Annotated in this window: 18 protein-coding genes; 9 read left to right on the top strand and 9 right to left on the bottom strand. The window is 74.8% G+C overall.

The features are described 5' to 3' along the window. Nucleotides 1-188: 188 nt before the first annotated feature. Complete coding sequence (locus IH09_RS06880; protein WP_052855170.1) at nt 189-788, bottom strand: helix-turn-helix domain-containing protein; 600 nt, start codon at nt 786-788, stop codon at nt 189-191. Between the two features lie 90 nt (nt 789-878). Here IH09_RS06880 and IH09_RS39660 point away from each other — a divergent pair, with 90 nt between their 5' ends. After that, complete coding sequence (locus IH09_RS39660) at nt 879-1,010, top strand: hypothetical protein (protein ID WP_275126364.1); 132 nt, start codon at nt 879-881, stop codon at nt 1,008-1,010. Between the two features lie 175 nt (nt 1,011-1,185). After that, entirely contained in the window at nt 1,186-2,658 is a 1,473-nt protein-coding gene (locus tag IH09_RS06875) for an MFS transporter (RefSeq protein ID WP_094790753.1), read from the top strand. A gap of 221 nt (nt 2,659-2,879) precedes the next feature. Here the strand turns inward: IH09_RS06875 and IH09_RS06870 are convergent, their stop codons facing one another. Then, nucleotides 2,880-3,800 carry a GNAT family N-acetyltransferase gene (locus tag IH09_RS06870; RefSeq protein ID WP_110952134.1) on the bottom strand — a complete coding sequence of 307 codons (921 nt, stop codon included), beginning with the start codon at nt 3,798-3,800 and terminating at the stop codon, nt 2,880-2,882. 739 nt (nt 3,801-4,539) lie between these two features. Between IH09_RS06870 and IH09_RS06865 the strand changes: the two genes are divergently transcribed. Beyond that, a complete protein-coding gene (locus IH09_RS06865; RefSeq protein ID WP_052855167.1) occupies nt 4,540-5,850 on the top strand; it encodes a TolB family protein in 1,311 nt (436 codons plus the stop codon). A gap of 964 nt (nt 5,851-6,814) precedes the next feature. Beyond that, nucleotides 6,815-7,639 (top strand): helix-turn-helix transcriptional regulator, encoded by an 825-nt coding sequence (locus IH09_RS06860; RefSeq protein ID WP_052855165.1) that lies wholly within the window; start codon nt 6,815-6,817, stop codon nt 7,637-7,639. 33 nt (nt 7,640-7,672) lie between these two features. On the opposite strand, the gene IH09_RS06855 is transcribed toward IH09_RS06860, so the two are convergent. From IH09_RS06855 to paaA, 5 genes are read right to left on the bottom strand one after another with little or no spacing between them, the layout of a single operon-like run. Continuing rightward, nucleotides 7,673-8,797 carry a 2Fe-2S iron-sulfur cluster-binding protein gene (locus IH09_RS06855; protein WP_052855163.1) on the bottom strand — a complete coding sequence of 375 codons (1,125 nt, stop codon included), beginning with the start codon at nt 8,795-8,797 and terminating at the stop codon, nt 7,673-7,675. Next, entirely contained in the window at nt 8,797-9,330 is a 534-nt protein-coding gene (gene paaD / locus IH09_RS06850; RefSeq protein ID WP_318279397.1) for a 1,2-phenylacetyl-CoA epoxidase subunit PaaD, read from the bottom strand. Before paaD ends, IH09_RS06855 begins: the two co-directional genes overlap by 1 nt. Continuing rightward, complete coding sequence (gene paaC / locus IH09_RS06845; RefSeq protein WP_052855161.1) at nt 9,327-10,097, bottom strand: 1,2-phenylacetyl-CoA epoxidase subunit PaaC; 771 nt, start codon at nt 10,095-10,097, stop codon at nt 9,327-9,329. The genes paaD and paaC overlap by 4 nt, the downstream gene beginning before the upstream one ends. After that, entirely contained in the window at nt 10,094-10,402 is a 309-nt protein-coding gene (gene paaB / locus IH09_RS06840; RefSeq protein WP_052855159.1) for a 1,2-phenylacetyl-CoA epoxidase subunit PaaB, read from the bottom strand. Before paaB ends, paaC begins: the two co-directional genes overlap by 4 nt. Further along, nucleotides 10,399-11,484 carry a 1,2-phenylacetyl-CoA epoxidase subunit PaaA gene (gene paaA / locus IH09_RS39655; RefSeq protein WP_207309742.1) on the bottom strand — a complete coding sequence of 362 codons (1,086 nt, stop codon included), beginning with the start codon at nt 11,482-11,484 and terminating at the stop codon, nt 10,399-10,401. Before paaA ends, paaB begins: the two co-directional genes overlap by 4 nt. Before the next feature lie 444 nt (nt 11,485-11,928). Between paaA and IH09_RS06830 the strand changes: the two genes are divergently transcribed. The 5 genes from IH09_RS06830 to IH09_RS06810 all read left to right on the top strand — a co-directional run bounded on the left by IH09_RS06830 (nt 11,929) and on the right by IH09_RS06810 (nt 20,673). Continuing rightward, nucleotides 11,929-13,482, top strand: a complete 1,554-nt coding sequence (locus tag IH09_RS06830; protein WP_242641122.1) for a class I adenylate-forming enzyme family protein — start codon at nt 11,929-11,931, stop codon at nt 13,480-13,482. A gap of 282 nt (nt 13,483-13,764) precedes the next feature. Further along, nucleotides 13,765-15,459: an AMP-binding protein gene (locus tag IH09_RS06825; protein WP_052855156.1), complete on the top strand. Its 1,695-nt coding sequence runs from the start codon at nt 13,765-13,767 to the stop codon at nt 15,457-15,459. After that, the gene (locus tag IH09_RS06820) at nt 15,456-17,006 is read left to right on the top strand and encodes an FAD-binding oxidoreductase (RefSeq protein ID WP_052855154.1); all 1,551 of its coding nucleotides are present in this window, start codon (nt 15,456-15,458) and stop codon (nt 17,004-17,006) included. Before IH09_RS06825 ends, IH09_RS06820 begins: the two co-directional genes overlap by 4 nt. Nucleotides 17,007-17,170: 164 nt before the next feature. Further along, complete coding sequence (locus IH09_RS06815) at nt 17,171-19,138, top strand: FAD/NAD(P)-binding protein (RefSeq protein WP_052855327.1); 1,968 nt, start codon at nt 17,171-17,173, stop codon at nt 19,136-19,138. Further along, nucleotides 19,135-20,673 (top strand): lyase family protein, encoded by a 1,539-nt coding sequence (locus IH09_RS06810; protein ID WP_052855152.1) that lies wholly within the window; start codon nt 19,135-19,137, stop codon nt 20,671-20,673. The genes IH09_RS06815 and IH09_RS06810 overlap by 4 nt, the downstream gene beginning before the upstream one ends. A gap of 88 nt (nt 20,674-20,761) precedes the next feature. Here the strand turns inward: IH09_RS06810 and IH09_RS06805 are convergent, their stop codons facing one another. After that, entirely contained in the window at nt 20,762-21,640 is an 879-nt protein-coding gene (locus IH09_RS06805; RefSeq protein WP_240151045.1) for an NAD-dependent epimerase/dehydratase family protein, read from the bottom strand. 157 nt (nt 21,641-21,797) lie between these two features. After that, nucleotides 21,798-23,108, bottom strand: coding sequence for an MFS transporter (locus tag IH09_RS06800; protein ID WP_110952112.1), 1,311 nt, complete (start codon nt 23,106-23,108; stop codon nt 21,798-21,800).

The raw sequence follows: 23,108 nt of genomic DNA, 5'->3' as shown, positions 1-23,108 counted from the left end.
GTAAAAGGTGAGGTGGCGGGGTGAATTCTCCGGGGGTTCTCCGGCGTTCTCCGGGGGTTCTTCGGGGGGTGTTCGGGGTGTTTCGGGGGTTCTCCGGGGGCGGGTTCGGTGCGGTGGCGGCGCCCGGGGTGCTCGCCGCGCGGCGGCCCGGCGCAGGGCGGCCGGGCCGGCGGGCGGCTGACGGCGGGTCAGGGGCGGGGCTTTACGCGGGGGCGGGGCTGGGCGCGTACGTGCATGCGTTCGCCCTGGCGGCCGAAGACGCTGAGGAGCTCGACGGGGCCCTCGCCGGTGCTGCCGAACCAGTGCGGCAGCCGGGCCTCGAACTCGGCGGCCTCGCCCGGGTTCAGCACCAGGTCGTCGTCGGCCAGGACCAGGCGCAGGCGCCCGGAGAGGACGTAGAGCCACTTGTAGCCCTCGTGGTGGCAGAGCTCCGGTGTCTTGCGGGAGGCGGAGATGACCATTTTGAAGGTCTGCAGCGGGCCGGGCTGCCGGGTCAGGGGCAGCACGGTCTTGCCGTGGCCGTGTTTGGGGGCGAGGCGGGCGCGGGGGTCCCCGGCCTCCAGGGCGCCGATCAGTTCGTCCAGGGGGACGCGGTGGGCCTGGACGATGGGCAGGAGGAGTTCCAGGTTGGGGCGGCGCTGGCCGGACTCCAGGCGGGAGAGGGTGCTCTTGGAGATGCCGGTGGCCGCGGACAGCGCCGCCAGGGTCACGCCCCGTTCGGTGCGCAGGCGTCTGAGGCGGGGGCCGACCTCGGTGAGTGCTCGGGCGATGGCGGATTGAGGCTCCACGGCGCCCAGTACACAATCCCGTCGCCGAAACGGCAACAAAAATTGTCTGTTCCGCACGTTCGTCGCACTCTGTCGGCGGAGGTGATCGCCGTGGGCACCGCGGACGGCGCGGCGCTCAAGCGCCCTGTGGTGCCGCGCGACACCCCGCCGACCTGGACGGTCCGCGCGAGGGTCGCCAACGGCCGGGCATCCGGCGGCCGTTGGGTCCTGGCCGCGAGGTGACGGGACCCTTCCCGGGCGCCCCGGGACCGGTCCGGGCGCGGTAGCGCGGCGGAGCGGAGCGGCTCTTCCGGCGGCCTGCGGCCGCGTCCGGGCGGCCCGCTCCGGCGTATCCCGGCCGTCGGGCCGGGCGCGGGGCCAGATGTGTCCTGACCAAGGCGACAAGGAGATCCTCACCATGCCCTCATCTCCCGGAGACAGGGTCACCGAGCAGCCGCCGCCCGCCCGCAGCCGGAGCCGGGAGCCCGGTGGTGGCGGGTGGCCCCGGGCCGGTGTCGCGTTCACGGTGCTCGGTGTCGTCCAGGCGACGCTGATCTTCACGGTCACGCTGATCGCGGTACCGCTGCCGGCCATCGGGCGGGAGTTCGGCATCGAGCCGTCGGGGCTGCTGCTGATCACCGCGGCGTACGGGCTGCCGTACAGCGGGCTGCTGCTGTTCGGCGGGCGGCTCGCGGACCGCTACGGCGGGCGGCGGATGTTCGTGACGGGGCTGGCGATCTTCGCGGTCGCCTCCACGGCCGCCGCCCTCGCGCCCGACGTCGCCCTGCTGGTGGCGATGCGCTTCGCGCAGGGGGCCGGGGCGGCGCTGACGGCGCCGGCTGCGCTGGCGGTGCTGCGGGCGGTGTTCCCCGCGCCGGCCGCGTTCGACCGGGCGATGGCCACCTGGGGCGGGCTGTCGGTGCTCGGCTCGGTGCTGGGCACCCTGATCTCGGGGGTGATCACGTCGTGGGTGTCCTGGCGGTGGATGTTCGCGGTGCCCGTGCTGGTCGCGGTCCTCGCGCTGGCGCTGACCCGGTCGCTGATGCCCGGGGGGATTCCCGGCTCGTCCCGGGAGCGGCCCGGTCTCGATCCCGTCGGCGCCGTGCTGGCCACGCTCGGCATCTCGGTCGGCAGTTACGGCCTGATCGCCAGTGGCGACCGCCCGTGGACCTCCGCCGCCGTGTCCGTTCCGCTCGTCGTCGGTGTGGTGCTGCTCGGCGCGTTCCTCGTGGTCGAGCGCCGGGTCCGGCACGCGCTGCTCCCGCCGGGGTTCGTCCGCGAACCGCGGCGTTTCGCGGGGCTCTTCGGGATGCTGCTCGCGGCGTCCGGGGTGGGCCTGGTGACCTTCCTGCTCTCGCTCTACCTCCAGCAGCAGCGGGGCTGGTCGACGCTGGCGACGACGGGGGCGTTCGTCCCGTTCACGCTCGCGCTGATCGCGACGAACCGCGCGGCGGCACCGGTGGTCGGCCGGTTCGGGCCGCTGCGGGCGATGGTGGGGGGCCTGGTCGTCGGCGCCGCCGGACTCGCGCTGCTGGCCGGCGCCGGCCGCGACACCTCCTTCGCGCTGGTCCTGCTGCCGGGGCTGATCCTGCTGCCGGTCGGCCTGTCCCTCGTCTTCTCCGGATCGGCCGTCCTGTCCACCTCGGACGTGCCCGCGCACCAGGCCGGTCTCGCGGGCGGCGTCATGAACACCGCGATGGAACTGGGCCCCACGGTCGGCCTGGCCACGCTGATGGCGGTCGCGGCGACGCAGGCCGACGTGATCGTCGGCTACCAGTGGGCCTACGGCGCCGCCTGCGTCGCCTACCTCCTCGCCGCACTGGCGGCGACGGCGCTCATCCGTCGCCACACCGCCACCGCCGGTGGAGTTGACGTAGCGTCAGAGAGCTGAGTGCGGCGGGCCGTTCGCTTGAGACCGGGCCGGTGTGGCCCCCGCCCGGACGGGTGCGGGGCCACCCGCCGTTTACCGGGGCGTGCGGTCGACGTGGCGCCCGTCCGCGGCGCGCCCGGTGCGGCGCTCCTCGGTTACGGGGGCTGCGCCGGACCCCGCGCCGGGCCGCCACGGCGCATCGGCACGGTGGGTGAACACCGTCTATCCCCTGGCTGGTTCGTCTATCCCATGGCCAGTTCCGTGAGGGCGAACGCCCGCTCCGGGCCGGCGGCGGGGGCCGGGCCGCGGTACATGCGCACGGTGTGGAACTGGTGGGCCAGGCCGCGGGAGGCGGCCAGGGAGGCTGCCGCCTGCTGGGGTTCGGGGGCGTCGAGGCAGAGCGGGGCGCCGGGGGCCAGCGGGGCGGTGAGGGCGTCGAAGAGGGCCTCGGCGTCCCGGGGGGTGTCGGCGTAGAGCGGGCCGATGCGGTGGCCGCCGGGCGAGGGCCGGATGACGCCGTAGCCGGTCAGGCGCCCGCCCTGGAAGCGGACGTGGGCGGTGTGGCCGGGAGCGGTCAGCCAGCGCTCCAGGAAGGCGCGGCGGGGGGTGGGGAAGTAGGTGCGGTCGTACGCGGCGACGGCGTCGAGGTGGTGGGGGGTGAGGAGTTCGGTGCCCGGGGGCGCGGTGGCGGCCGGGCGGCCGGTGAGGGGGCCGGCGTAGCGGATGGTGCGGTACTGGGAGACGAAGCCGAACTTCTTGTAGTTGGCCTCCTGGACGGGCATACCGTCCAGGCCGATGACGCGGGAGCCGGCGTGCGGAATGGCCACCTCCCAGGTCGCGAGGCCGTAGCCCTTGCCCCGGTGGGCGGGGTCCACCAGGTAGTTGCCCATGAAGGCGTAGTCGTCGGAGTAGTTGACGACCGAGAGTGCCGCGACCGGGCGGCCGTCGAGGCGGCCGACGAAGAAGCCGCCGGGGTCGGTGGCGTGGAAGACGGCGAAGTCGTGGTGGCCGATGTCCCAGCCCTCGTGGTTGGCCCAGCTCGTGATCTGCTGCCATTCCTGTGCGGTGGCGACGCCGACGGTGATGCCGCCGGGCCCGGGAGAGGGGGCCGGGCCGGGGCCGGCTGCGGTGTGCGGCTGTGGGGTCTCGCCTGGGAGAGTCATGTGCGGGTGCGTCCCTTCGGTGGGGTTCAGGTCGCCGGACATGCGCCGGTCGCCGACATACCGACCGGCGTTCTTGCGGCTGCGCGGATCAACTCCATCACGGCCATGGTCACCCGCCAAGAGAGCCTCTGACCGATTTCTTTCTGTTCCTTTCCGTAGCTTTCCGTTTCTTTATGAGGGTGTGGTGGCACAGTGACCGGCCCCCGCCGGGCTGTTGACCCGCTGCCTGTTGCGGCGCTCCGGGCCCGTTCGCCCGGCCCGTCGGTCGCGCCGCACCCCGCCACCGCCCTGACGGCCACGGCCGGCACCGGTGCGCCCGCCCGGCGAAATGGCCTGCCGAATGGCTGGATGGCGGCCGTATCCCGGGGAAAAGGGACGCCGCTGACCCGGTCCGGGGACCCCATGACGCGGGCCGGGGAACTCCTCCGCCCGGCGCGCGGAGGGGCGGCGCGGGCGTCGCCGGCGGCCGCCCGCACGGCTCGCGCCGTGCTCGGTGGTCTGCGGCCGCACCTGATATCGGACGTGTCCGTTGTTGTGCGGCGGCGCACGGCGGGGCGGGCGCGCGGGGGTGCCGGCGCCGGGATCCGGACGACCTTCCCACCGGGGCGCCCGCCGCCACAAGCACGCCGCCGGCCACCGCCCGAGAGAGGGGCCGGCGGGCCTCAAGTGCGGTCGGTGCACGGGAAGTCCGGGGATGGCGGCGCCCGGTTATAGTCCCGCTGGATTTAAGGCGCACCTTGTGCAGACCCGATCGGAGCCGACCACCGTGATACGTAGCGCCCGTACCGTACGAGCCGCCTGTGCCGCGGCGGCCCTGCTCGCCGTGAGCGCCTGCTCCTCCGGTCCCACACCGCCCGACCTGGCCGCCCCGCAGGTGACCGGCACGGTCTATGTGGCCGGGACGGCGGCGGACGGCTCCTCGACGGTCTGGCAGGTGACGCGGGGCGCGGCCGAGCCCCTGCTCAGCGAGGGCGCGCAGATCCTGCCGCTCACTTCGGTCTCCCTCTCCCCCGACGGCGCTCATCTGGCCTATGTGTCGGCCAACTCCCTGTACGTCAAGGACCTGCGCACGGGCGCCGCCCTCCCGGGCCGCCTTGCCGCGGATGCCGTCCCCGAGGCCGCCGCCGATCCCGGTATGCCGCAGGGCTCCCCGTGCTCGGTGTGGTCCCCCGACGGGAAGCGGGTGGCCTTCACGGTGCAGCGCGGGGTGTTCGTGTTCGACACCGCGGGCACGGGGTCCCGGGTGTCGGGCCGTCCGGTCTCCGCGTGGCGCGAGGGGCGCCGGGACCTGCGCAACCTCGCTTCCCCGCCCACGTACCACGATGCGCGGGCGACGTCCGAGATGACGTGCGCGCACTGGGCCGGCGCCACCCGGCTCGTCTTCGACCGGGTCGGGCAGGACCGGGCGGAGTCGATCGGATCGGCCGCCGAGGCGAACACCACCACCCTGGCGCGCGTCGACGCGAAGGCGCCGCAGCTGACGAATCTGTCGGCCCGCTGGAGCGCGTCCGACACCTGCGGCGACCGTGTCCTGCTGGACTACCACCCCGAGCAGTCCCCCGCGGCCACGCCGTCGCCGGTGGCGAACTCCGCCCGGCGCTCCGGCACACCGCTGCTGATGGCCGCCTCGTCGCTCGACTACCGCGCCTACGCCGACAGTCCGCAGACAGCTGCCGAGGCCCTCACCTCCACCGGTATCGCCGCGGAAGGGTCCGTGTGGTACTTCGCGCCGGACACCTGCCGGCTGACCACCGCGGCGCCCAAGTCGGCGGACGAGGGCACGTACGACTACCTGGTGACGACCCTCGACGGCAAGACCGGCAAGACCGTGCAGCAGCGGACCCTGCCCCTGGCCGTCGGCGCGGGCTCGCCGCTCGCCCGCCCGGCCGGCGGCCATGTCACCGCGCTCGCGGCGCCCGGCGGGCACACCATCGCGTACGCGACGCGCGACGGGAAGATCGCCGTGGTCGACCTGGGATCGGGCGGTGCGACGGAGCTGAAGGGGCCCTGGAAGAACGCGGTTTCGGCGGTGGGGTGGCGCAGCAACTGACCGGGCGCGGGGCTTTCGCGGGGCGGTGCGCGGACGGGTTGGTGTGCGGGGGCCGGTGGTGGCTGCGGCCGGTGTGTGAATAACCGTGCTCGATGCCTGCGGTGTCCTGACTGGCCATCGGCTCGCGAGGGGCACATCATTCCTAGAACACCGTCCGGGCACTTGGCGGCCGGTGCGGGGCGGCGTCTTGCACGCGGTGCGCCCGGCGGCGTGCCGCAGGTGCGGTGGCGGCGGTGCGGCCGGTGCCGGGCCCGTACGGGAATTGGCTCAGGAGTCACTGCCGTCACAGCACGGCAGCGGGCAGAGTGCAGGTGCCGGATGAGCCCGCGGCGATCCGCGGGCAGCCGGCGGGCACCGGTGCGCGGACGCGGCCGGCGGCGGCACGGCGTGCGGCTGCGGGTGTTGCCCGCGGCCGGGCGGCAGCACCGAGGGACGGTACGGATTCTCGTTGCGCCGGTGGACGGCGGCAGCGGTACGGGGGAGGGATTCGGCGAGATGGTGTGGGTCGGTGACAGAGCCGGTGGCAGACACATCGGTGGCGGAGATTCCGGTGGCGGGTGCGCGGGTGCGCGGCCGGCGGGCGCCGGGCGCGGGCTCCGGGTGCGCCCGGCGGGGGTGCGGAGCGCGGGCGGACCGGCGGTGACGCCCGGTCCGGGACCGGTGGCGGAGCCGGGACGCAATCCGGGACCGGGGCCGGGGCGGGGACCGAGCCGGGGGCCGGGGCGGGTTGCGGGGTGCGCCGGGCGGCGGGAGCGCCCGGGGGCGCGGGCCGGGGTGTGCCGGGCCCGCTGATCGTGTTGCGCCGCCGGTCCGGGACCGGGCGGCCGGGATGCGCATGGTGCGGGCGGGACACGGATGCCCGGCGCCGGCGCCGGGTGGCGTTGCGGCGCCGCCCCGTTCGTCTTCTCACGCTTCACTTGGCACGCCGTCAGCAGTGCGCCACTTCTGCCCGAGGAGAGCCGTTATGACGATGACCAACACCCATCTGACGCACACCCGGATACCGCCGGCCGCCGAGGGGCAGGACGCCGTCCGGGCCCTGCTCTACCACGCGGGGCGGGTGCGGGAGATCGCCCGGTCGCTGGGCGGCCGGGACGCTCCCGCACCGGAGTGGGGGGCGCCGGTGGCGGGGCGGGCGGCGGCCGGGGAGGGGGAGGCGGCCGTGCGTCAGCTCGTGCAGAAGGTCCAGCGGCGGGCGGTGGCGAGCCGGATCAGCCTGCCGCCGGACCTGAGCGGTGTCCGGCCGCCGGAGGTCGAGGCGCTGTATGCGGCGCTGTTACGCGGGCGGGGTCCGCTGCGGCTGATCGTGCCGCGCTCCTTGCTGCTGGAGGAGGACGAGCGGCAGTTGCTGAGCCGCTATACGGCGACGGGTGCCGTCGCGCGGGCGGCGTCCGTGGGCCTGCCGGAGATGGTGGTGATCGACGGGGCGGTGGCGATGCTCTGCGAGCCGGGGGCGCGGGGGACGCCGACGGTGGTCGGCGACCCGCTGGTGGTCAAGGCCCTGGAGGCGTTGTTCGACGCGGTGTGGGTGCAGTCCCCCGACGCCGGGCACCTGGCGGAGCTGGACGCCGCGGCGCTGCGGGCGGCCGGGGAGGACGGCTCCACGCTCGCCCAGGTCCTCGAACTGCTCGGCGCCGGCTGGACGGACGAGGCGGCCGCCCGGGAGCTGGGCTGTTCGGTGCGTACCTACCGGCGGCATGTGGCGGTGGTGATGCGGCTGTTGCGGGCCCGGTCGCGTTTCCAGGCCGGGCTGCGGGCCGGGCAGTGGCAGCTGGCGGCGGCGCGGTGAGCGCGCCCTCTCATACAGGCCCGGCGGGGTGGGTCACACGACGTCGTAGTCGAGGTCCACGGTCGGGGTGAGGGGGGATGCCTGGCAGGTGAGGATGTAGTTGTCGGCGATCTCTTCCTCGGTCAGGGTCCAGTTGCTGGCCATCTCGGCGCGGCCGCCGACCACGCGTGCCCGGCAGGTCGCGCACACCCCGTTCAGGCAGGAGAACGGCAGCTCGGGGCGGTGGGCGAGGCCCGCGTCGAGGAGGGTCTGGCCCGGCTCGACGGGGACGGTGCTGGTGTGTCCGCCGTGGCGCAGGGTCAGCTCGGCGCCCGGGTGCGGGGCGCGGGTGCCGTCGGCGGGTGCGGGCGGGGTGTCGGGCTGGGTGTGGAAGAGCTCGGCGTGGATGGTGGCGGCGGCCACGCCCTGTTCGGCCAGGACGTCGCGGGCGCCGCCGACCATGGCCTGGGGGCCGCACAGGAACCAGGTGTCGACGACGGCGGCGGGCAGTGGTCCGGCCAGGAGGGTGCGCAGGGTGGGGGCGTCGAGGCGCTGGTGGGGCAGGCCGATGTGGTGGGTCTCGCGGGAGAAGAGCCGCAGCAGGTGCAGGCGCCGGCCGTAGCGGTCCTTGAGGTCGGCGAGTTCCTCGGTGAACATGGCCGAGGCCGCGCTGCGGTTGGCGTACACCACGGTGAAGGTGCTGGTGGGTTCGGTGGCCAGGGCGGTGGCGGCCAGGGACAGTACGGGGGTGATGCCGGAGCCCGCCGCCAGTGCCGCGTAGTGGCGGCGGTGGTGGCCGGGGTCCAGCGGGGTGGTGAAGTGCCCTTGGGGGGCGAGGACGTCCAGGGTGTCGCCCGGGGCGAGTTCGCGGGCCAGGTAGGGGGACAGGCGTCCGCCGTCGACGGTGCGTACGCCGATCCGCAGGGTGCCGTCGGCGTCGAGCTGGCGGGGGGTGGAGCACAGGGAGTAGGCGCGGCGGACCTCGGCGCCCTCGCGGTGCGCGCGCAGTGTCACGTACTGGCCGGGGGCGAAGGCGAAGGTTGCGCGCAGCGGGGCGGGGACGTGGAAGGTGACGGCGACCGCGCTGTGGTCGTCGGCGGCCGGGGTGGCTGCGGTGACCGTCAGGGCGTGGAAGTCGTGGCGGGCGGGCGCCCCGGTGGTGGCGGTGGGGGCGGTCATCAGTGCTCCTTGACGTGGTCGAAGGGTTCGCCGCAGGTCCCGCAGCGCCACAGGGCTTTGCAGGCGGTGGAGCCGAAGCGGGTCAGTTCGGTGGTGTCGGCGGCGCCGCACAGGGGGCAGCGGGGTGCGGTGGCGGCCAGGGGGAGGAGGCGGGCGCCGGGGGGCGGGGCGGGGGCGGGGGGTGCGATGCCCGCCGCGCGGAGCTTGTCGCGGGCGGCGGCGCCGATCCAGCGGGTGGTCCACGGTGGTGACCAGGTGGTGTCGATCGTCGCCTGGGGGTAGCCGGCCGCCCGCGCCGCGGCGCGGATGTCGGCGCGGATGGTGTCCATGGCGGGGCAGCCCAGGTAGGTGGGGGTGATGGTGATGTGGGCCCGGCCGTCGGGGGTGATGTCCACCTGGCGCAGGATGCCCAGTTCCTCGATGGTCAGGACGCGGATCTCCGGGTCGTGGACGGTGGCGAGGGCTTCCCGCAGCCGGGCCGCGTCCCGCCCGTCGGTGCCCGTGGGCGCGGTGGGGCCGGTGGGGGCGGTCACCAGCGGGCTCCGGGGTGGGCGCGGTGCAGGGCCTGCATTTCGGTCAGCAGGTAGCCGAATGCCTCGGTGTGGATGCCCTGGCGGCCGCCGCCGGGTGCCCAGCCGTCGTCGGGGACGGTGAGGGTGGCCTCTTTGAGGGTGCGGGTGATGCGCTCGTGCCACAGGGGGCGCAGGGTGGCGGGATCGATGCCGGTGCCGTTCGCCGCGGCGGCCCGGTCGAGGGCGTCGGGGGTGAACAGGGCGTGGGTGTAGGGCCAGATGGTGTCGACGGCGTGCTGCATGCGGTGGTGGGATTCCTCGGTGCCGTCGCCGAGGCGGACCGTCCAGGCGGCGGCGTGGCCGGTGTGGTAGGCGCTCTCCTTGACGGCTTTGGCGGCGAGGGCGGCCAGGGCCGGGTCGGTGGAGGCGGCCAGTCGCCCGTACAGCAGCTCCTGGTAGGTGGTGAAGAAGAGGAGTTTGGCCATCGAGACGGCGAAGTCGCCGTTGTCCAGTTCGACGAGCTGGACGTGGGTGAACTCCTGCTCGGTGCGCAGGAAGGCCAGGGTGTCCTCGTCGCGGCCCCGGCCCTCCAGTTCGCCGGCGTGGGTGAGCAGGGCGCGGGCCTGGCCGAGCAGGTCGAGGCAGATGTTGGCGAGGGCCACGTCCTCTTCGAGCTGGGGGGCGCGGGCGCACCACTGGAGCAGGCGCTGGGCGGCGATCAGGGCGTCGTCGCCCAGGCGCAGGGGGTAGGCGGGTGCGGTGGCGGGGGTGGTGCGGGGTGCCGTCACAGGTGTTCGGCTCCTTCGGGCAGGGCGAAGAAGGCGGGGTGGCGGTAGGGCTTGTCGGCGGCGGGGTCGAAGAAGGGGTCTTTCTCGTCGGGGCTGGTGGCGGTGATGGCGGCGGCGGGCACCACCCACAGGGAGACGCCTTCGCCGCGCCGGGTGTACAGGTCGCGGGCGTGGTGCAGGGCCAGGTGGGCGTCGGGGGCGTGCAGGCTGCCGGCGTGGGTGTGGGCCAGGCCGCGGCGGGCGCGGACGAAGACCTCCCACAGGGGCCAGTCGCGGCGTGCGTCGGGTGCGGGCGGGCCGGTCATGCCGCGGCCTCGTCCGCCGCGGCCTCGTCCACCGTGGCCGGGGCGGTGGTGGCCGCCGGGTGCGGGCCGTGGTGGGGGGTGCGGTGTTTGGCGGCGTGGGCGGCGGCGGCCTCGCGGACCCAGGCGCCTTCGTCGTGGGCGCGGCGGCGGTGGGCCAGGCGCTGGCGGTTGCAGGGGCCGTCGCCCTTGATGACGCGGGTGAGTTCGTCGAAGTCGGGCGGGGTGAAGTCGTAGTGGCCGCGGTCGTCGTTCCAGCGCAGGTGGGCGTCGGGCGGGGTGAGGCCCAGGAGTTCGGCCTGCGGGACGCAGATGTCGACGAAGCGCTGGCGCAGTTCGTCGTTGGTGAAGCGTTTGATGCGCCAGGCCATCGACTGCTCGGAGTGGACGGAGGCGTGGTGCGGCGGGCCGAACATGGCCAGGGCCGGGTACCACCAGCGGTCGACCGCTTCCTGGGCCATCTGCCGCTGTGCGGGGGTGCCGTGGGTCAGGGCCCACAGGGAGTCGAAGCCCTGGCGGTGGTGGAAGGACTCCTCCTTGCAGACGCGGACCATCGCGCGGGCGTAGGGGCCGTAGGAGGAGCGGCACAGCGGGACCTGGTTGACGATGGCGGCGCCGTCCGTGAGCCAGGCCAGGGCTCCGGTGTCGGCCCAGGTCAGGGTCGGGTAGTTGATGAAGGAGAGGTAGCGCTGGCGGCCTTCGTGCAGGGCGTCGAGGAGGTCGGCGCGGTGGACGCCGAGGGTTTCGGCGGCCGCGTAGAGGTAGAGGCCGTGGCCGGCCTCGTCCTGGACCTTGGCCAGGAGGATGGTTTTGCGGGCCAGGGAGGGGGCGCGGGTGAGCCAGTTGGCTTCCGGCTGCATGCCGACGATCTCGGAGTGGGCGTGCTGGGCGATCTGCCTCACGAGGGTGCGTCGGTAGGCGTCGGGCATCCAGTCGCGGGGTTCGATTTTCCGGTCGTCGGCGATGACCTTCTCGAAGTGGGCCCGCAGGCCGGCTTCGTCGGGTGCGGTGCCGTGGCCGTGGGGTGTTCCCGCGGCGCCGGTGCCGGTGGCGGTGGGCGGTGTGGTGCGGTGTGCGGTGCGCAGTGCGGTGTGTGCCGCCTCCACCTCGGCCAGCAGCTCGCCCGCGCCGGGCGGTGCGAGCGGGTGCTCGTCCTTGTCCACCGGTGCTCTCCGTTCTGTCGCTGCTGTGCCGCGGTGCCCGGTTCGTGCCGCCTGGTGTGACCGCCGGCCGTGGGCGTGGATCGCGGTGGCCGGGTGCGGCCGTGGGTCACGGCCGCCGGTCACGGTGCGGTCCGCGGCCGCGGCCGCGGCCAGGGGCGTGGCCTTGGCCGGGGTGTTGCGGGTGCGGTCTTCGGCCGTGTGGTGACGAACGTAGCCAGGCCGCTTCCCGCGGTGGCGCTCTGCTGGCAACCACCTGTCAGGTGGGGGCCGGAGCGTGTCAGCAAGCTGCCAGAAATCCCCGGCCGCCCCCGTCGGCGGAAAAAACTCGGTGCCCAGTGGTGCTGACCGGAAAGGGGTGTTGGCGACGTGAGCGGCGGCAAGGGGTTCTACATCGGTGTGATGTTCGACAAGGCGGCCCGGACGCATGCCTCGGCGCCCGTCGTGCTGGACACACCGCTCCAGGTGGCGCCCGAGGGCGGGACGCACTGGACGGTCGGCGCGCTGGCGCGTCTGGTCCGCGAGCTCGCGGGCAGGCTGGTGTCGGCGGGGGTGCGCCACGGCGACCGGGTGGCGCTCTACAAGACGAACAACTTCGATATCGCGCTGCTGGCCGCCGCGGTGCAGCGGGTGGGCGCCGTCCCCGCGCTGCTCTCGCCGACGCTGGACGGACAGACCGCGGCGCGGCTGCTGGAGCGGCTGGAGCGGCCCTGGCTGCTCATCGACACCCCGCATCTCGAAGCCCGTGGTCTCGATACCTCGGCGGCCCGCCGGGTGCTGCTGAGCGCGGGTCCCGCGGTCGCGGGGGCCCAGGTGCTGGGCGCGCAGGCGGTGGCGTCGCTGGCGGGCACGTACCGGGCGCGGCCGGACGAGCCGGCGTTCATCAGCCACACCTCGGGCACCACGGGGGTGCCAAAGCTGGTGGTGCAGACGCCGGACGCGCTGTGGCAGCGGCTGCGTCTTCAGCAGGTCGTCGCGTCGCGGACCTGGCGGCGGGAGCCGGTGGCGCTGTGCGTGAGCTTTGTGCACGCCCGGTTCTACAGTGCGCTCAGTCTCGGTCTGGCGTACGGCAATCCGCTGCTGGTGGCGGTGGACGCGGATCCGGCCGTCATCGGTCCGCTGTTCGCCCGGCACCGGCCGGGTGTCGTCGAGACGCAGCCGAACACGTTCGTCGACTGGGAGGTGCTGGCCGGGGCCGCGGGGGGCCCGCTGGCCAATGTCCGCTACTACAACGCGACCTTCGACGCGCTGCACCCGCGCACCGTGCGGACGCTGCTGGGTGCCTCCGAGCGCCGGTCCCCCAAGTTCTTCCAGCTCTACGGCCAGTCGGAGACCGGGCCGGTGGCGGGCGGCTGGGTCACGGCGCGCGGTGCGGCCGAGGGGGGCGGGCGCAGTGTGGGCTGGCCGCTGCCGGGCATCGTGCGGATGCGGATCGTCGATGACGGGGGCCGGCCGGTGCGGTCGGGCACGGTCGGTCATATCGAGGTCAGGAGCCGTACCCGGGCGCTGACCTATCTCGGGGAGGACGAGCGTTTTCGCCGGCAGTTGCACGACGGCTGGTGGGCCATGGGCGATCTGGGGTTCAAGGACGCGCTGGGGCGGTTGCATCTGCTGGACCGGGGGGTCGACCAGGTCGAGGCCGTCGACAGCAGTCTGCGTGTCGAGGACACGCTGATGGCCAGGCTGCCGGAGCTGCGGGAGATCGTCATCGTGGGGTGGGGCGGCGGCCGGCCGGTGCCGGTGGCCTGCACCCGCGATGACGCGCCGCTGGATCCGGTGCGGTGGCAGCGGGCGGTGGCGGGGCTGCCCGCCATGGAGGCGGTGCGGCAGCTGCCCTTCGACCGGGTACCGCGTACCGCCACCTGGAAGGTGCGGCGGGCGGAGTTGGTGCGGCTGCTGGCCGAGGACGGCGGACATGACTGAGCGGCGCGGGGCGGCGCCGGGCGGGCCCGCCACTCCCCCGGCCCCGGCCATGTCCGCTGCCCCGGCCGTTTCGTCGGCGGTTTCGCCAGGCGAGTCTGGTGGAGGCCGGGATGCCGCCCGCCGCCGGCCCGTCCCCCTGGGCCACGCCACCGCCACCGCCACCATGGTGGGACCGGGCCGCGCCCGCGCCGTGTACGGGACCGTTCTCGTGGGCGGGCGGGGCCGCCGGGTGTGCGGTGCCCGGACGGGCCGTGTCCGTGTGCGCCTGGCCGTGGAGGAGTTATGGAGCCGTTGAGTGCCGCCACCCCTGCGGGCGGGGCGCCGCTGTCCCCGTCCGCGCACCGGGACACCTTCGCCCGGGACCATCTGCCACCCGTGTCCCAGTGGCCCGAGTTCGTCTTCGGTCTGCCCGAACTGCGCTACCCCGCGCGGCTGAACTGCGCCGAGGAGTTGCTGGACGCCACCATCGGCCGGTTCGGCGGGGCGCGGCCGGCGCTGTATGACGCGGCGGGGCGGATGTGGACGTATGCCGGGCTGCGGGAGCGGGTGGACCGGATCGCGCGGGTGCTGGTGGAGGATTTCGGGCTGGTGCCGGGCAACCGTGTGCTGCTGCGCGGTCCCAACGCGCCGTGGCTGGCGGCCTGTTGGCTGGCGGCGCTGAAGGCCGGTGCGGTGGTGGTGACCACGATGCCGCTGCTGCGCGCCGGTGAGCTGCGGGTGGTGGCCGGCAAGGCCCGTGTCGATCTGGCGCTGTGCGAGGAGCGCTATACCGACGAGTTGCTGCGGGCCCAGGTGGCCGGGCTGCGGGTGGTCGGCTACGGGGGTGAGGGCTCGGAGCTGGCGCGGCGGGCGGCCGTCAAGTCCGGTGGTTTCGGGGCGGTGGCGACCGCGGCCGATGATGTCGCGCTGATCGCGTTCACTTCGGGTACCAGTGGTGAGCCCAAGGCGACGATGCATTTCCACCGGGATGTGCTGGCCATCGCGGACACGTTCGCCGCGCGGGTGCTGCGTCCGGTGCCGGAGGATCTGTTCACCGGTAGTCCGCCGCTCGCCTTCACCTTCGGTCTGGGCGGGCTGCTGGTCTTCCCGCTGCGGGCCGGGGCGGCGTCGCTGCTGCTGGAGAAGGCCGCGCCGGGTGAGCTGTTCGCCGCGGTCGGCCGGCACCGGGCGACGGTCTTGTTCACCGCCCCCACCGCCTACCGGGCCGCGCTGCGCGAGATCGGGGGGTATGACCTGTCCTCGCTGCGGCGCTGTGTCTCGGCGGGCGAGACGCTGCCCGCGGACACCTGGCGGGCCTTCGAGGCCGCCACCGGGCAGCGGGTCATCGACGGCATCGGTGCGACGGAGTTGCTGCATGTGTTCATCGCGTCGGCCGATGAGGAGATCCGGCCCGGTGCGACGGGCAGGCCGGTGCCGGGGTTCGCGGCCCGTGTCGTCGACGGCGGCGGGCGGCCGGTGCCCGACGGGGTGGCGGGGCGGCTGGCCGTCCGGGGGCCGACCGGCTGCCGCTATCTGGCCGATGACCGGCAGCGTGACTATGTCCAGGACGGCTGGAACATCACCGGCGACATCTACGTCCGCGACGGTGACGGCTACTTCTGGTATCAGGCCCGCGCCGACGACATGATCGTGACCGCGGGCTACAACGTCGCCGCGCCCGAGGTCGAACAGGCCGTGCTGCGTCATCCGTCGGTCGCCGGCTGTGCGGTGGTGGGGGTGCCCGATGCCGAGCGCGGCAGTGTGGTCAAGGCGGTGGTCGTCCCCGCCGAAGGGCACGCGCCCGCCTCGGCGGCGGCCGCCGACCGGCTGGCGCGGGAGATCCAGGACCGGGTGAAGGCGGAGATCGCGCCGTACAAGTACCCGCGGATCGTGGAATTCGTCGCCGAACTCCCGTGCAGCAGCACGGGGAAGGTGCAGCGCGGGGTGCTGCGTCAGGCGCACACCGCGCGCGCCGTGGACACGAGGGGAAACGGATGATCAAGAGAAGAGCGCTGCTGACCGCGGCGGCGGCCACCGGTCTGGCCGCGCCGGGCCTGCTGGCCACCGGGGCCGCGGGCGCCACCGGGCCTGCCGGGGCCGCGGGCCGGGTGCGGTCCGGTGGTATCCCCTGGGAGCAGTTGCGGGCCGTGGTCCGAGGTGAGGTGGTGCTGCCGGGCGACGCCGGCTACGAGCGGGCCAAGCAGCTGGCCAGTGCCCAGTTCGACACGGTCCGCCCGCAGGCCGTCGTGCGCTGCGAGAGCGCCCGTGATGTGCGCGGGGCGCTGCTGTTCGCCCAGGACCACGATCTGCCCACCGCCGTGCGCAGCGGCGGGCACAGTTTCACCGGCTGGTCGACCGGCCAGGGGCTGGTGATCGACCTGTCGCGGATGGACCGGGTGCGGCCCTCGGCGTCCACGGTGCACCTGGGTCCGGCGGCGCAGGCCGTCGATGTCGTCACCGCGCTCGCGCCGCTGGGGCTGAGTGTGCCGGGCGGGTTCTGTCCGACGGTCGCGCCGGGCGGGTTCGTCACCGGCGGCGGTATGGGCTGGCATTTCCGCAAGTACGGGCCCGCCAGCGACCGGCTGGTCGCAGCCCAGGTCGTGCTCGCCGACGGCCGTATCGTCACCGCCTCGCGCGAGCACCACCGTGATCTGCTGTGGGCGCTGCGCGGGGGCGGCGGCGGTAATTTCGGTGTGGTCACCGACTTCGAGATCGCCCCGACCCGCGAGCGGCGGGTGGTGACCCTCGATCTGACCTGGCCCTGGGCGCTGGCCGACCGGGTCCTTGCGCACTGGCAGGAGTGGGCGGCCGCCGCCCCCGCCGACCTGGCGCCGCGGGCCGGGATCCTCCTCAACGATGCCAGGCCCGGCGCCGAGCCGACCGTCATCGTCGGCGGCGCCCACTTCGGCGAGCAGTCGGAGCTGGAGGCGCTGGTGGCCGAGCTGACCGCCGCGATCGGTACCCCGCCCACCACCCGCGTCATCCAGGAACGCCCCTACCGGGACGCCATGATGCGGCTGTTCGGCTGCACGGACTCCTCCACCGCGCAGTGCCATCTGACCGGCAGCAACCCCGAGGCGCTGCTGCCGCGCACCACCTGGGTGCGCCACCGCAGCCGCATGTTCGGCCGGCCGGTGCCCGCCTCGGGTCTGGCCGCCATGCTCGGCGCGTTCGACGCCGAGCGCCGGGCGGGCCAGTACCGGTGGCTGGGGCTGCTGTCCCTGGGCAAGAACGCGAACGCGCCCGGCGCGCAGGACACCGCCTATGTGCACCGCGACGCCGAATTCTTCGCCGTCTACACCGTCGGTCTGAGCAGTCCGCAGCCCGAGCCGGAGGAGCTGTCCGCCGCGCTCGGCTGGGTCGGCGGCGGTTTCGCCGCCATGGACCCCTTCTCCAACGGCCGCACTTACGTCAACTATCCCGACCCCGACCTGCCCGACTGGGCGGATGCCTACTACGGGCAGAATCTTCCCCGGCTCTCCGCGGTGAAGCGCCGGTACGACCCGCACGGCTTCTTCCGCTCCCCGCACAGCATCCCGCTCTGACCCCGGTCCGCACAGCATCCCGCTCCGACCCCGGGCCGGGCGGCGGCAGCGGCGGCCGGCCGGACCGGGCCGGCCGCTCGCGCGGCCGCCGCCCGTCCACATACCGAAGGTGACCTTCCATGCCGTTGTCGCAGTCAACAGATGCCCGGCGCATCCCGGCCGGTGTGCCCGGGAGTGGCCGTGCGGGGTGCGGGCGGCTTCGGGTCGCCGTCGTCGGGGCGGGGCCCCGGGGACTGTCCGTGCTGGAGCGGCTGTGTGCCAACGCCCGTGCGGAGCACGCCGGCCGGCCGCTCACCGTGCATGTCATCGACCCGTACCCGCCCGGCGCCGGACGGGTGTGGCGCACCGCCCAGTCCCGGCATCTGCTGATGAACACGGTCGCCTCGCAGATCACCGTCTACACCGACGCCGGGGTCCGCATCGACGGCCCGGTCGAGCCGGGCCCCAGCCTGTACGAGTGGGCGGCCGCCCTGGAGACGGACGGCGGGGCAGGCGGTGTGGCTGCGGCGGTGCGTGCCGAGGCCCGGCGGCTGTCCCCCGATGACTACCCCACCCGTGCCTTTTACGGCCACTATCTGGAGGACGCCTACCGGCGGATCGTGGCCGGCGCGCCCGGTGGTGTGCGGGTGGTCGCGCACCGGCGGCGCGCCGTCGCTCTCGATGAGGACCGGCGCGGTGGGCAGCATCTGGTCCTCGACGACGGGACGCGGCTCGACGCTCTGGACGCGGTGGTGCTCGCCCAGGGGCATCTGGATGCGGTGCTCGCCCCGGGTGAGGCCGAACTGGGTTCGGCGGCGCGGGAGTTGGGCCTTGGCTATGTGCCGCCGGCCAACCCCGCGGACGTGGACCTGTCGTGGATCGGGCCGGAGCGGACGGTGCTGCTGCGCGGTCTGGGCCTGAACTTCTTCGACCATCTGGCGCTGTTCACGCTCGGCCGCGGCGGCGTCTTCACCCGTAGTGGCGGGCGGGTGGTCTACCGGGCCTCGGGCCGTGAGCCGCGGCTGCTGGCCGGGTCGCGGCGCGGTATCCCGTACCACGCGCGCGGGGAGAACGAGAAGGGCGCGCACGGCCGTCACCTGCCGCGGTTGCTGACCCCGGAGGTCATCGCGCAGTTGCGCAAGCGCGCCCAGGCGGGTGAGCGGCTGCGCTTCGATACCGATCTGTGGCCGCTGATCGACGCGGAGGTGTCGTGCGTCTACTACGCGGCGCTGCTGGCCGCCCGCGGGCGCGGCGTGTGGTGCGGGCGGTTCGCCGAGGAGTTCTTGGACGCGCCGGATGCCGCCGCGCGCGACCGGCTGCTGGATGCCTGGGCCATCGCGCCCGGGGAGCGCTGGGACTGGGAGCGGCTGGCCCGCCCCGGCCCGGCGGGGGGCTTCGCCGACCGCGGGGCGTTCCGGGCTTGGCTGCTGGGGCATCTGCGGGCGGATGTCGCCGCCGCCCGTGCGGGCAATGTCAGCGGCCCGCTGAAGGCGGCGCTGGACGCGCTGCGCGATCTGCGCAACGAGATCCGGCTGGTCGTCGACCACGGCGGTCTGGAGGGGCGTTCCTACCGTGAGCATCTCCAGAGCTGGTACACGCCGTTGAACGCTTTCTTGTCGATCGGGCCGCCGGTCTCGCGGATCGAGGAGATGGCCGCGCTGATCGAGGCGGGTGTCCTGGAGGTGCTGGGCCCGGGGACGTGGGTGCGGGTGGACCGTGCCCGGCGTGCCTTCGTCGCCGCTTCGTCGGTGCCGGGCCCGCAGGTGGCGGCGGATGTGCTGATCGAGGCGCGGCTGCCGGAGCCGGACGTGCGCCGTACCACCGACCCGCTGCTGCGTCGGCTGCTGGCCGCCGGCGGGTGTGCCCCGTACCGCATTCCCACGGCCGACGGCGCGGGGTATGAGACGGGTGGTCTGGCGGTTGGTGCGCGGCCCTACCGGCTGCTGGACGCGGACGGGCGGGCGAGCGGGCGGCGTTTCGCGTACGGCGTGCCCACCGAGGCCGTCCACTGGATCACCGCCGCCGGGATACGGCCCGGGGTGGACTCGGTGACGCTCGGCGACTCCGATGCCATCGCCCGTGCGGTGCTGGCGCTGTCCCCCGTGTCCGGCGGTGTGCGCCTGGACACCGGTCTGAGCGAGGTGAGTTCATGAGTGCCCTGCACGGTGGTGATGCCGCGGGCGTGCCCGGTGCGCTGGCGGATGCCGGTCTGCTGTCCCCGGTGCGGGCGGGGACCTTGGTGGAGGCGGCCGTCGGTGACCTGGCCTGGCTTCAGGCGATGCTCGACGCGGAGGCGGCGCTGGCGCGTGCGCAGGCCGCGCTCGGCACGGTGCCGGGCGCGGCCGCCGCGGCGATCACGGCCGCGGCGTCGGTGGAGCGGGTGGACCTGCGGGCGGTGGCGCTCGCGGCGCGGGAGACCGCCAACCCCGTGGTGGCGCTGGTGGCGGCGCTCACCGCGTGCGTGGCCCGGCAGGATGCGGACGCCGCCGGGTACGTGCATCGCGGGTCCACCAGCCAGGACATCTTCGACACCGGTGCGATGCTGGTCGCCGCCCGTGCCCTGGCGCTGATCCGGGCCGATCTGGGGCGCGTGGCGGCGGCGTTGGGCGCGCTCGCCGCGGCGCACCGCGACACCCCGATGGCCGGGCGCACCCTGGCGCTGCACGCCGTGCCCACCACGTTCGGGCTCAAGGCGGCGGGGTGGCGGGCGCTGGTGCTGGACGCGGACGCGCGGCTGGCGCGGCTGCTGGCGGGCGGGCTGCCCGTCGCGCTGGGCGGGGCCGCCGGGACGCTGGCCGGGTATCTCGCCCACGCCCGCGGACACTCCCCCGCCGGCACCGGCGGACCGGGCGGGCCAGGCGGATCGGACGAGGCAGACGGGCCGGGCGGATCGGGCAGGGCAGACGGGGCAGGCGGGCCGGGCGACTCGGATGGGTCGGGTGGGGGTGGCTGGGATGCGGGGGATTATGCCGACCGGCTCGCCGCCGCCTACGCCGCCGAGACCGGGCTGGCCCGGCCCACCCTGCCCTGGCACGCCCTGCGCACCCCCATCGCCGACCTGGGCGCGGCCCTGGCTTTTACGGCCGGTGCACTCGGCAAGATGGCGGTGGATGTGCAGTCGCTGACCCGTACCGAGGTGGCGGAGGTCGCCGAGCCGGGTGCCGGCGGCCGGGGGGCCTCCTCGGCGATGCCGCACAAGCGCAACCCGGTCCTGGCCACGATGATCCGCTCCGCCGCCCTCCAGGTCCCGGCGCTCGCCTCGGTGCTGACGCAGACGATGCCCGGCGAGGACGAGCGCTCGGGCGGTGCCTGGCACGCCGAATGGCTGCCGCTGCGCGAATGCCTGCGGCTGACGGGCGGCGCCGCGCACACCGCCGCCGAGCTTGCCGAGGGACTGACGGTCCGCCCGCGGCGGATGCGCGCCAATCTCGCCCTGACCGGCGGTCAGATCGTCTCGGAGCGGGTGGCGGCCGCCCTGACGCCCCTGCTGGGCAGGGCGGCGGCCCGGGAGCTGCTGGCCCGTGCCTGCGCCCGCGCCGCGCAGGAGGAGCGGACGCTGGAGGAGGTCCTGGGCGCGGCGCCCGAACTGGCGGGGGTGCTCGGCGCCGGAGAGCTGGCCGGGCTCTGTGACCCGGCCGCCTACACCGGGGCCGCCGGCGACCTCGTCGACCGCGCCCTGCGGCGCTGACGGCCGCAGGGCACGCGCCCGCCCCGGTGCGACCGGACACCGCGAACACCGGCCACCCCGGCGCCGGTGTCCGCGGTGCGCGAGCCGGTCAGTCCTGCTGGAAGAAGCCGGTCCGCCAGGAGGTGTGCACCGGCTCCCAGCCCAGTTCCCGTGCCCGCGCGTTGCGGGCACCGCGCTCCCAGCCCGCGCCGCCCGGCGCCGCCTGCGGGGCCGGTGCGCCCAGCGCCTTGGCCAGGGCCGGCACCCATTCGCGTGCCGGGGCCGGGTCGTCGTCGACGACGTTGACCGCGCCGCCGGGCCACCGCAGCGCCAGCTGGGCGGCGCGCGCGGCGTCCTGGACGTGCACGAACGAGGACACCCCGTCGTGGGCGGGCAGCCCCGCCTGGGCGACCTTGTCGGCCATCATGCCGCCGGGCGCGTACCAGGTGCCCGGTCCGTAGAAGGTGCCGTAGCGCAGGACGACATGCTCCTCCAGTTCGGCGACGGCCTCCTCCAGCGCGGTGATGCCGCCGATGGTGGTGGCCCGGGGCTCGGGGGCGCCGGTGTCGAGGGGGGTGCGCTCGTCGGCGGGTGTGGTGCCGCTCTCGTACGCCCAGGAGATGGACTGGGCGATGATCCGGCGCACTCCGGCCCGCCGGGCGGCGTCCACGAGGGCGCGGGTGCCTTCGGTGCGGATGCGTGCGTTGTCCGCGGGGCTTCCCCCGGACAGCGAGGTGAGCTGGTGCATGATCACGTCCGGGCCGGCCTCGGACACCGCGTCGGCCACCGCGGCGCGGTCGAACACGTCGAGGAGCAGGCCCTGCGCCCCCTGGGCGCGCAGCCGTGCCACGCCCTCGGTGGTGCGGGACGCGCCCCACACCTCGTGTCCGTCCGCTACCAGCATGGGCACGAGCTGGCGGCCGATGGCCCCGCTGCCGCCGGCGACGAAGATTCGCATGAGATCGATACTCCCGAGATCGGTGGTCATCAGTGTTCCGCGTTCAGTGTGGCGTGTTCGTGTGGCGTGTTCGTGTGGCGTGTGGCGTGTGGCGTGATCGGATCCAGGCGGTCCGTGGGGTGCGGGTGGCCGGTAACTCCGGTTGGGGGTCCGGGAGTTCTCCGCTCCCGGGTGGGCGGGGCGGGCGTCATCCGGGGTGCGGGGCGGGCCCCTCCTGGGTGTCCCGGCCCGCCGGTTCGGCCGGTTCCGTCGGTGGGACGGTTTCGGCCGGTGGGGCGGTGCGTACGCGTTCGGTCGCCCACAGGGCGATGGCCGCCAGGCCGAGCGCCCCGCCGACGGCGCAGACGCCCGGCCAGCCCAGCCACGGGTAGAGGGTCACCGCCAGGGCGCCGCCGGCCGAACCGCCCAGGAAGTAGGCGGACATGTAGGCGGTGGTGACCCGTGAGCGGATCTGCGGGCGGTAGCCGTAGATGCGGGCCTGGTTCAGGACGTGGACGCCCTGTACGCCCACGTCGAGCAGGAGGATCCCGGCGATGACCAGTGCCAGGATCTCGTGGCCGGCCAGCAGTGCCCAGGAGGCCACGATGGCGGTGAGCAGCAGGCCGGTCGCGGTGTGTGCCAGGCCCCGGTCCTGGAGGCGGCCGGCGGGCTGGGCGCACAGTGCCCCGGCCGCTCCCAGCAGCCCGAAGAGTCCGATGATGGCCGGGGAGTAGCCGTAGGGCTCCTTGGCGAGCATGAACGGCAGGGCGGTCCACAGCAGTTGGAAGGCGGCGAAGCCCGCCGCGCCGATGGCCATGCGCCGGCGCAGGAACGGCTCGGTGCGCACGAGGGAGGCCACCGAGGCGAGCAGCCGCGGGTAGCTGGAGCCGGGTGGTACGGGCAGGTCGGGCAGTTTCCGGTACAGGATGAGGGTCAGGGCGGCGATGAGGACGGCGGCGGTGGCGTAGACCAGGCGCCAGCCGGCGAGTTCGTCCAGGGCGCCGGCGACGGTGCGGGCCAGCAGGACGCCCAGCAGCAGGCCGGTCATCAAGGTGCCCACGACGCGGCCGCGCTGGGTGTCGTCGGCGAGGGTGGCGGTCATGGGGATCAGGATGTTGATGACCGAGCCGGTGACGCCGGCGAGGGTGAGGGCCGCGATCAGGGCCCAGGCGCCCGGCGCCGCGGCGGCGGCGGCGAGGATCACCGCGTCGGCGACGAGCATCGGCACGATCAGCCGGCGTCGCGATACGAGGTCGCCCAGTGGGACCACGAGTATTAGTCCGGCGGCGTAGCCGAGTTGGTTGAGTGTCACGCACAGGCCGATGACGGCGGAGGAGACGCCGAAGGTGTCCTGGAGGTCGGGCAGCAGGGGCTGGGCGTAGTAGTTGTTGGCGACGATCAGCCCGCAGGCGGCCGCCAGCAGCAGTACCAGTGACCGCGGTATTCCGCTCCCGGGCGTGGCGGTGCGCCCTGCAGGGGCTGTCGCCGCGCCGCCGCGTCTTGATCGCTCGGTGGTCAT

Origin of the sequence: Streptomyces celluloflavus, from assembly GCA_000720995.1 — a bacterium.
GTDB classification, from domain to species: Bacteria; Actinomycetota; Actinomycetes; order Streptomycetales; family Streptomycetaceae; genus Streptomyces; species Streptomyces celluloflavus.
Note: the sequence above shows the minus strand (reverse complement) of the source record. Positions and strands in the feature narration are given on the sequence as shown.

Bases quoted from the DNA above. Each gene is read 5' to 3' on its own strand.
- IH09_RS06875 (WP_094790753.1), top strand. From the start codon at position 1,186: ATGCCCTCATCTCCCGGAGACAGGGTCACCGAGCAGCCGCCGCCCGCC.
- IH09_RS06870 (WP_110952134.1), bottom strand. From the start codon at position 3,800: ATGACTCTCCCAGGCGAGACCCCACAGCCGCACACCGCAGCCGGCCCC.
- IH09_RS06860 (WP_052855165.1), top strand. From the start codon at position 6,815: ATGACGATGACCAACACCCATCTGACGCACACCCGGATACCGCCGGCC.
- IH09_RS06855 (WP_052855163.1), bottom strand. From the start codon at position 8,797: ATGACCGCCCCCACCGCCACCACCGGGGCGCCCGCCCGCCACGACTTC.
- paaB (WP_052855159.1), bottom strand. From the start codon at position 10,402: ATGACCGGCCCGCCCGCACCCGACGCACGCCGCGACTGGCCCCTGTGG.
- IH09_RS06825 (WP_052855156.1), top strand. From the start codon at position 13,765: ATGGAGCCGTTGAGTGCCGCCACCCCTGCGGGCGGGGCGCCGCTGTCC.
- IH09_RS06820 (WP_052855154.1), top strand. From the start codon at position 15,456: ATGATCAAGAGAAGAGCGCTGCTGACCGCGGCGGCGGCCACCGGTCTG.
- IH09_RS06810 (WP_052855152.1), top strand. From the start codon at position 19,135: ATGAGTGCCCTGCACGGTGGTGATGCCGCGGGCGTGCCCGGTGCGCTG.
- IH09_RS06805 (WP_240151045.1), bottom strand. From the start codon at position 21,640: ATGACCACCGATCTCGGGAGTATCGATCTCATGCGAATCTTCGTCGCC.
- IH09_RS06800 (WP_110952112.1), bottom strand. From the start codon at position 23,108: ATGACCACCGAGCGATCAAGACGCGGCGGCGCGGCGACAGCCCCTGCA.